Annotated in this window: 1 pseudogene; it reads right to left on the bottom strand. The window is 52.9% G+C overall.

Going from position 1 to position 255, the window contains the following annotated elements:
• Window positions 1-255 (bottom strand): annotated as a pseudogene (locus FDX22_RS31760) (MFS transporter); the annotation flags it as partial.

Genomic DNA, 255 nt, shown 5'->3' with positions numbered 1-255 from the left:
TCGTCATCAGAATATTAATTACCCGATGCTCGCCCCGGTAGAGAATATCCACCATAGTGCGTACCGGCGCTTTACCTGCGTGTTTCTCTTTCCAGTCTTCCGCTTCCGGGATATTTTTACGCAGCCAGAGGGCGAAGATAATTGGCAGAATGCCGATGAAGAACAGCGCACGCCATCCCCAGACAGGAACCACCAGGCTGTAAACCTGGGCGGCAATCACAGCGCCGACCGAGAAACCAGAAATCAGGAAACCAC

Source organism: Citrobacter sp. TBCS-14, assembly GCF_005280805.1.
Taxonomy (GTDB): domain Bacteria; phylum Pseudomonadota; class Gammaproteobacteria; order Enterobacterales; family Enterobacteriaceae; genus Citrobacter; species Citrobacter gillenii.
The sequence above is the reverse complement of the archived record's forward strand: the minus strand, read 5'-3'. Positions and strand labels throughout refer to the sequence as shown.